The sequence below is a fragment of the Marinobacter sp. genome, assembly GCF_052094685.1.
In the GTDB taxonomy this organism is placed as follows: domain Bacteria; phylum Pseudomonadota; class Gammaproteobacteria; order Pseudomonadales; family Oleiphilaceae; genus Marinobacter.
The window spans coordinates 1-7,804 of record NZ_JBQDKB010000130.1; the positions used below are offsets into that span (position 1 = coordinate 1).

Annotated in this window: 8 protein-coding genes; all 8 read right to left on the reverse strand. The window is 54.3% G+C overall.

What is annotated here, in order from left to right; translation table 11 throughout:
- Window positions 1-120: 120 nt before the first annotated feature.
- Window positions 121-438 carry a DNA-binding transcriptional regulator Fis gene (gene fis, locus ACTH3S_RS17055; RefSeq protein WP_200362137.1) on the reverse strand — a complete coding sequence of 106 codons (318 nt, stop codon included), beginning with the start codon at window positions 436-438 and terminating at the stop codon, window positions 121-123.
- Window positions 435-1,430 carry a tRNA dihydrouridine synthase DusB gene (dusB, locus tag ACTH3S_RS17060; RefSeq protein ID WP_441810218.1) on the reverse strand — a complete coding sequence of 332 codons (996 nt, stop codon included), beginning with the start codon at window positions 1,428-1,430 and terminating at the stop codon, window positions 435-437. The genes fis and dusB overlap by 4 nt, the downstream gene beginning before the upstream one ends.
- 227 nt (window positions 1,431-1,657) lie before the next feature.
- Window positions 1,658-2,890, reverse strand: coding sequence for a DUF3426 domain-containing protein (locus ACTH3S_RS17065; protein ID WP_441810212.1), 1,233 nt, complete (start codon window positions 2,888-2,890; stop codon window positions 1,658-1,660).
- Between the two features lie 62 nt (window positions 2,891-2,952).
- Window positions 2,953-3,849, reverse strand: coding sequence for a 50S ribosomal protein L11 methyltransferase (gene prmA, locus ACTH3S_RS17070; protein WP_441810213.1), 897 nt, complete (start codon window positions 3,847-3,849; stop codon window positions 2,953-2,955).
- 28 nt (window positions 3,850-3,877) lie between these two features.
- A complete protein-coding gene (gene accC / locus ACTH3S_RS17075; RefSeq protein WP_441810214.1) occupies window positions 3,878-5,224 on the reverse strand; it encodes an acetyl-CoA carboxylase biotin carboxylase subunit in 1,347 nt (448 codons plus the stop codon).
- A gap of 18 nt (window positions 5,225-5,242) precedes the next feature.
- Window positions 5,243-5,707 (reverse strand): acetyl-CoA carboxylase biotin carboxyl carrier protein, encoded by a 465-nt coding sequence (accB, locus tag ACTH3S_RS17080; protein WP_441810215.1) that lies wholly within the window; start codon window positions 5,705-5,707, stop codon window positions 5,243-5,245.
- Between the two features lie 27 nt (window positions 5,708-5,734).
- On the reverse strand, window positions 5,735-6,175 hold the full coding sequence (gene aroQ / locus ACTH3S_RS17085; protein ID WP_441810216.1) for a type II 3-dehydroquinate dehydratase: 441 nt from the start codon (window positions 6,173-6,175) through the stop codon (window positions 5,735-5,737).
- Between the two features lie 267 nt (window positions 6,176-6,442).
- A partial coding sequence (locus tag ACTH3S_RS17090; RefSeq protein WP_441810217.1) for a diguanylate cyclase occupies window positions 6,443-7,804 on the reverse strand: 1,362 nt, incomplete at its 5' end.

Consider the following 7,804-nt stretch of genomic DNA (forward strand, 5'->3'; position numbering starts at 1 on the left):
GCGCGACGGACGGGGGTATTAGCCTGGTTTGCCATGGGGTCACATTCTTCACTTGGGGTGAACGAACAAGGGCCTCGCGAAGGGTATCCGGGAGGCCCTCTTCAAGTCAGGGTGTCTCGATTATAGCAGGCCGTACTGCTTTAATTTTTTCCGCAGGGTGCCGCGGTTCAGGCCGAGCATGGTAGATGCCTTGGTCTGGTTGTTGCGGGTGTACTTCATTACCTGCTCCAGCAGTGGTGCTTCCACTTCAGAGAGTACCAGTTGGTACACCTCAGTAACGGGGGCACCATCAAGCTGGGCGAAGTAGTTTTTCAGGGCCACCTCAACGTTGTCACGCAGGGTAACGGTGTTGCCGCTGCTATTCACCGTTTGCAGTTGGTGAATGTCATCGTTGGCCGGCGCGTTGAGTGTGTTGTTTGCCAAAGTTTCAGCGGTCATGCTGCGAATACCTCTCCATTTCGTAAGCCTGAAAAATACTGTCGAATACTGTCTGTTTGCTCCAGCGCATTATCGAGCGCATTGAAGCGACGACGGAACTGTTTGCTAGGGTCGTGGGACTGCAGGTACCAGCCCACGTGTTTTCTGGCAATGCGCACGCCCATGAGCTCTCCGTAGAAGCTATGTAGGGCGTTCAAGTGTTCGCTTAAAATTTGTTCCACTTCGTTCAGTGGAGGCGCAGGGAGGTGCTGGCCGGTTTCAAGGAAATGCAGTATTTCTCGAAAAATCCATGGGCTGCCCTGTGCCGCGCGGCCGATGAGTAGGCCATCGGCACCGGTATGCTCCAGAACCATGCGGGCTTTCTCCGGCGACGTAATATCGCCGTTGGCGAAAACCGGAATGCCAACGCTGGCTTTCACTTCTGCGATGGTGTCGTACTCTGCGTCGCCGTTGTACTTGTCGGCGCGGGTGCGGCCATGAATCGCCAGTGCCTGAATGCCGAGGCCTTCGGCCATACGTGCAATGGCGAGTGCGTTGCGATTGTCCTGATCCCAGCCAGTGCGCATTTTCAGCGTAACGGGGATATCAACGGCACTAACCACTGCTTCCAGTATGTCCCGAACTAAACTTTCATCTTTCATCAGCGCTGAGCCAGCCGCTTTATTGCACACCTTCTTTGCTGGGCAACCCATGTTGATGTCGACAATCTGGGCGCCAGACTCAGCATTAAGTCGCGCGGCATTTGCTAACATGTCTGGGTCACCGCCGGCGATCTGTACGGATCTTGGCTCTGGTTCCCCAGCATGATCCATGCGGGTTCTGGATTTGCGGGTATGCCAGAGCTTGCTGTCTGCTATGACCATTTCCGAGACTGCCAGGCCCGCACCCATTTTGCGGCAGAGCAGCCGAAAAGGGCGGTCTGTTACACCTGCCATGGGTGCAACAATCAGCGGATTGGGCAGGGTGTACGGCCCGATTTTTGCCGTTGGCAACATGGTTTGAATCCGTATCACAGCAGATTAAGCAAAAGCCGGAGCGGAGCGGTTGTTTAATAAATAACCGATGCCAGTTCCGAGGGGCGCTAATGATACCGCTGAGGGCACTGTGATTGAAGGGGTAAGGGAGCGAAAAAGTTGATTATTTTTCGCTCTTTTTGGTTGACTTTTGTTCTATGAAGTGAGGGTTGGCGTGCCCGCCGGGTGGTCACCGGCAAGCCGTTTTAGGGTGCGTAGGGCCGGAAGATTATGTTGTAATTAACGGCGTCTCGACCTGGGTCGCGAATGCTTATAGCGATGCGAACGGGGGTTTCCACCGGCATGGTGTCGAGCTCGCCAGCTTCGCCGGCAAGGTATTCCGACGGTGTGAAAACGCTCTGGGCCACAATGTCCCCATTCAGGTTCGAGAAGGTCAGCGCAATGGCCGGGAAGGGTTGCTGAAAATCTGCCCGATTGATGATGACCGCATCAACCACCAACTGGCTGCGATTTTGTGGATCTGTGCGAACCACTAGCTTGCGGCTCTGGATGGCGTCGACGTTGATCAAAGGCTTCAATTCGCAGCCAGCCAGCTCGCAGCCTTTTTCATAAAACGGCCGAAGCTCAGGTATCGCAGACAGTCTGTCAAATTGGAACCAGATAACCTGGGCAACCAGAACACCCACCAAGCCAAGTACGATTACGGACCAAACAAAGGTGCGTAGCCAGCTTTTGTTGTTACCGCCCACGGAAACGGGCTCGTGTCTGAGGTCGCCGAACTGTGTGCTTGCTGAGAAAGGCTCTTCCCGCCGCTCGCTTTCGTGCTCGGGCTCATGTTCGCTGGCAAAAGACTCAAATGCCGGGTCGGGTTGTTCGTCAACATAAAAGCCTGGCGCGTCTTCTTTGGAAAGCTCTAGAAGGCCTTCTTCAGGTACCGCATCGTTGGGTTTTTCAGGTTCAAATTCAGGCTCAGGGGAAGACTCTTTTAGTGGCTCTGGCTCGGTTTTCGAAGGAGCGTTGTCCTCCCGGAGAATCGCTTCGGCCCAGCTTTCATCGATATTTCCTGCCTGCTCGTTGCCGGTCTCATCCTGCACGGAAGAGTCCCGGTCGTCGAAGCTGCGAAAGCTGTCACTGAGTTCGTCATCAGAGAACGTCAGTTTTGTGCCTGCGTAGCGACCTTCTTCGGCGTCCTCTTCGGGATTATCCGCAAAAAGGAATTCGTCTTCTGTGGTGTCACTGGTAAAGCTGGCGGTAGGGTTCTCGGGGTGAGTGTCCTGCACTGGCGCTTTGCTGTCTGCACCAGAGTCTGTTTTCAGTGAGCCACCGGTACTAGTGGATACCTGGTGTTCGACGGCATTGAAGACATCCATGCAGTGTCCACAGCGCACCTTGCCCTTGGCAATGCCAAGCTGCTCATCAGTCACCCGAAAACGGGTACGGCATTTGGGGCACTGGGTCTGCAGACTACTCTGGGTCATGCTTCGTTCCTGAAAGCGACTGGACTACGAGTCTCGCAGTTTAGTTGTTAAGACAGCCTTCGTCATCTGTCGTTACGCCGTCCTGTGAGGCGTATCCATTCTTCACGTTGTTCCGGCTCGTCCATAATAAACCAGGGTTCATAAGCGGCCATCACTTCGCGGGCTTGGTTAGACAAAATACCTGAAAGTACCAGGTCGCCGCCTGGTTTTGTCAGTGCTGCCAGGTGTGGGGCCAAGCCAATCAGGGGCTGTGCGAGAATGTTCGCTAGCATCACGTCGGCTTTGGTGTCGGGTTCGTCTTTGGGCAGATAGAGATCGAGCTTAGCCTGATTCACGCCATTGCGGCGGGCATTCTCGCGGCTGGCTTCGAGTGCCTGGGGGTCGGTGTCTACGCCAACCACGTGATTCGCACCCAGTAGCAGAGCCGCCAAGCCAAGGATGCCGGAGCCGCAACCGTAGTCGGTCACTTGCTTGCCGGTAACATCCTTGCCGTCCAGCCATTCCAGGCATAGAGCGGTGGTTGCGTGGGTGCCGGTTCCGAAGGCCAGGCCTGGGTCGAGCATTAAGTTCGCCGCATCCGGGTCAGGCGCGTCGGTCCAGCTGGGTACTATCCACAAGCGTTCGCCGAACTGCAATGGATGAAAGTCGTCCATCCAGGCCCGCTCCCAGTCTTTGTCTTCAACTAGAGTGACGTCTATGTCTGCAAGGTCTTGCTGGGTATGCTGGTGCCAGGCGTTGCGTACATCGGTGCACAACTGGTCGATATCCCGGTCTGACTGAAACAGCCCGGTAACCGTTGTCTGGCTCCACAGAGGCGTGGTGCCAGGGTCGGGTTCGTAAAGCGGCTGGTCTGCGGCATCTTCCATGGAGACGGCATCGGCGCCCATCTCCATAAGCAGATCCTCAAGCTGGTCCGCGGTATCGGGATCAGCTGGGATCTGAAGTTGTATCCAGGGCATAGGTCTTCCTGCATTGTGATGCAGAATGTTAGTCCCGCATCAGCTTCTCAAGGTAATGAATGGTGAAGTCTACCGTTTTAAAGCCGCCATCGCGCACCAGTTTCCGGTGCAGAGGCTGATTGGTTTTAATTCCTTCAACCAGCAGTTCGTCCAGCGCGATTTTCATGCGCCGACGGGCAACTTGGCGATCGTCGCCCCAGGTGATCAGTTTTGCAATCAGTGAGTCATAAAACGGAGGGACCGTGTAGCCACTGTACAGGTGTGAGTCTACCCGTACACCGTTGCCACCTGGCGCGTGAAAGTGCATCACTTTGCCCGGGCTGGGCACAAAGGTGGCTGGGTCTTCCGCGTTAATGCGGCATTCCATCGCGTGGCCAGTAATGTGGATATCTTCCTGTTTGTATTGCAGCGGCAATCCACTGGCTATACGTAGCTGTTCGCGAACGATATCAACACCAGTAACCATCTCGGAAACTGGGTGCTCTACTTGCACGCGGGTGTTCATCTCAATGAAAAAGAACTCGCCGTCTTGATACAGGAACTCGAAAGTACCGGCACCCACATAGCCAATTTCTTTACAGGCATCCACACAGGCTTTGAGCGTGCGTTCACGAGCTTCGGGGTCGATGTTGGGAGCGGGCGCTTCCTCAATCACTTTCTGGTTGCGGCGCTGCATGGAGCAGTCACGGTCACCCAGGTGGATACAGTTGCCGTGCATGTCGGCCAGTATCTGAATTTCTACGTGGCGTGGGGTTTCCAGGAATTTTTCCAGGTACACCGTAGGGTCGCCAAACGCATTTTTTGCCTCGGTCTGGGTAATTTGAACGGCTTTGAGCAGTGCGGCTTCGGAATGAACCACTTGCATACCACGGCCACCACCACCCGATGCGGCCTTGATCATAACCGGATAGCCGATTTTACGAGCTATTTGCAGGGTGCGCTCGTCATCGTCTGTAAGAGGGCCATCCGAGCCAGGTACGGTTGGAACGCCGGCGCGAATCATCGCGTTAATAGCAGAGACTTTGTTGCCCATCAGGCGGATGGTTTCTGCTCTGGGACCGATGAAGCGGAAGCCGCTTTTTTCGACCTGCTCGGCAAAGTCGGCGTTTTCGGCCAGAAAGCCGTAACCCGGGTGGATGCCTACAGAGTCTGTTACTTCAGCGGCACTGATAATTGCGGGAATGTTGAGGTAACTTTCCAGGGGGCTGTTGGGGCCGATACAGACGGATTCATCCGCCAGACGCACGTGCATTAAGTCGCGGTCAACCTGTGAGTGAACCGCAACGGTCTTAATGCCGAGCTCTCTGCATGCGCGCAGAATCCGAAGGGCTATTTCACCCCGGTTTGCGATCAGAACTTTTTCTAACATGGCCATGAGTAGCTATCACCGGGTTCAGGAAATGATTAACAGCGGCTGGTCAAACTCTACAGGCTGACCGTTCTCAACCAGAATTTCTGTGACCGTACCGCTCTTGTCGGCCTCAATCTGATTCATCATCTTCATGGCTTCTACAATGCAGACAACGTCACCGGCTTTAACGGATTGGCCTACTTCGACAAACATCTCTGCGGTGGGAGACGGCGCCCGGTAGAAAGTCCCGACCATGGGAGAAAGCAAGGCGTGGCCGTTTCGGACAGCCTGTTGTGTGCTGTCTTCCTGAACTGGCCCCGGGGTTTCAGGAGCCTGGGCGGATTGCGGCATAGGCGGCGCATAGCCACTGATGTACTGGGCGGGGGCAGCAGCCTGTTCGCGACGGCGGGAAATGCGAACAGAATCATCACCCTCGTGAATTTCGAGCTCCTCGACGTCAGACTCCTCGAGCAGTTCGATCAGTTTTTTGATTTTGCGAATATCCATAGTCAATCCAGTCCCGTGTTGTCAGGTCTATCGGTGAATTCGTTGCATGGCAGCCTGGAGTGCGAGTTCGTACCCCTGGCTGCCTAAACCGCAAATAACGCCCTCGGCGATATCGGAAAAATACGAGTGATGGCGGAAAGCTTCCCGCGCATGCACGTTAGAAAGATGCACTTCTATAAAGGGAATTTCTGAGGCCAGTATGGCATCCCGCAGGGCAACACTGGTGTGCGTGAAAGCTGCTGGGTTAATGATAATAAAATTCACGCCTTCGGCTCGGGCTTCGTGAATTCGATCAATCAGTGCATATTCAGCGTTAGATTGCAGATGCAGCAAGTGATGGCCGTGTTCTGCTGCCCTCTCCCTCAATCGTTCATCAATATCTGCCAGCGTCTCGTGGCCATAAACATCCGGCTCGCGGGTTCCGAGCATGTTCAGGTTGGGGCCATGGAGCACCAAGATTGTAGACATGATTGCATCTGCCTTTATAACTTTAATAACAGGATCGCCGAAAATAACGGCATTTTCTACCCATGGTGTGTGCTTTTTTTCTTCAGATCAACACTTTTTGACAATGTTAGTCTGTTGCCCATTGATCCTGGTAAAGCAGCCAAGAGAACAGAAATGGAACCTTTCTGCTGAATGCAATCATTGTCGTAAACGACGGGGGCGACTTCTATACGACGATGGTTTCATACGGGCAGCTGTGTGGAGCGGTCCGGGGGCTACCTTCGTGGGTTAGTTATCAGCAAGTGTGACGCAGTTGCGGCCATGCTCTTTGGAAACATAGAGCGCCCGATCAGCATTTTCACACAGCGTTTGAGATGAGTTGTTATCCCAAGCGGCCACGCCGCAACTAAAGGTGACGTTGAATTCCCGATCCCCTGCTGGCTGCTGGAGTTCGGAAAAGCGCCCACGTATTTCGTTGAGAACATTGCGGGCATCACTGGGCCGGGTGTCGGGAAGAATAATCGCAAACTCTTCGCCGCCGTAGCGACCTATGTGGTCGGTTTTGCGCAGACGCTGTTTAAGAAACATCGAGAGGCTGCGAAGAACGCGGTCGCCAATCGGGTGGCCGAAGGTGTCGTTCACTCTCTTGAAGTAGTCTATATCGATCATCGCAAAGCACAGTGGCTGGTTTTTTTGCCGAGCCCTAACGATTTCCTGATCAAGCAGGTGCAGTGTATGAGTGTGGTTGTAAAGCCCTGTGAGGCTGTCACGAATCATTAGCGCTAACAGGGAGCGCGCACGTCGGCCCCGGTTGTGAAGCGTTGCAATCAGGTGCTTAGGGTCGATGGGTTTGGTCAGGAAATCGTCGCCTCCCAGGCTCATGGCATGCAACTGCTTGGTAACGTCTTCTTCTGCCGAAAGATAAATGATTGGCACGCTGTGGAATCGGTCTTGCTGGCGAATGACCCGAGCGATTTCCATGCCGGTGCAGCCTGGCATATACATGTCGAGAATAATGATTTCTGGGGAGAACATGTCCAATGCGTGGATGATTTCCATGGGGTCGGTAATAATGTGTGCGGTCATGCCCGCTTTTTTCAGAACGGTTTCCATGAATTTAGCTTGGGCTCTGGAATCGTCCAACACCAGCACTCGGTATGGCTCCACGGTGTTTCCGTGGGTATAGGTCTCGATTTTTTCGATAAGCTGCCCGGGATCAACCGCTGGGTAGAAGAACTCTTCGCCGCCGCAGCGGGAAGCCCGCAGGCGGGTTTGAATGGATCCGTCTTCGTCGCTCATGAAAATAATCGGAACGGGGGTGTCGTGCCGTTCCTGCAAATGTTCGATGGTGGCAATACCGGCGTGCTGGCGGCCCCCAAAATTCACATCCATTAGGATAGTTTCTGGCTTATGCAGGGCACAGGCTTCAGTAAGCTCGTCGGCAGAATTGAAAGCTGAAGCGCGGAACCCAAAAAATTCAAGCTGACGGATTAGCCGGTTGGCCATCTCCTCGTTTTCGAGTGAGATATAAACTGGCGTGCGCCGGAACTGATGCGGTGCCTCGGTGTCGCTTTGATCGGTTCGGCGCAGCGTACTTCGCGCAAGTGCGTCAATGGCGTCTTGAAGTTGCCGTTCGGTAGAATCGTCTAG

What these genes read in the sequence shown, in the direction of transcription:
- fis (WP_200362137.1), bottom strand. Translation starts at nt 438, where the DNA reads ATGACCGCTGAAACTTTGGCAAACAACACACTCAACGCGCCGGCCAAC.
- ACTH3S_RS17065 (WP_441810212.1), bottom strand. Translation starts at nt 2,890, where the DNA reads ATGACCCAGAGTAGTCTGCAGACCCAGTGCCCCAAATGCCGTACCCGT.
- prmA (WP_441810213.1), bottom strand. Translation starts at nt 3,849, where the DNA reads ATGCCCTGGATACAACTTCAGATCCCAGCTGATCCCGATACCGCGGAC.
- accC (WP_441810214.1), bottom strand. Translation starts at nt 5,224, where the DNA reads ATGGCCATGTTAGAAAAAGTTCTGATCGCAAACCGGGGTGAAATAGCC.
- accB (WP_441810215.1), bottom strand. Translation starts at nt 5,707, where the DNA reads ATGGATATTCGCAAAATCAAAAAACTGATCGAACTGCTCGAGGAGTCT.
- aroQ (WP_441810216.1), bottom strand. Translation starts at nt 6,175, where the DNA reads ATGTCTACAATCTTGGTGCTCCATGGCCCCAACCTGAACATGCTCGGA.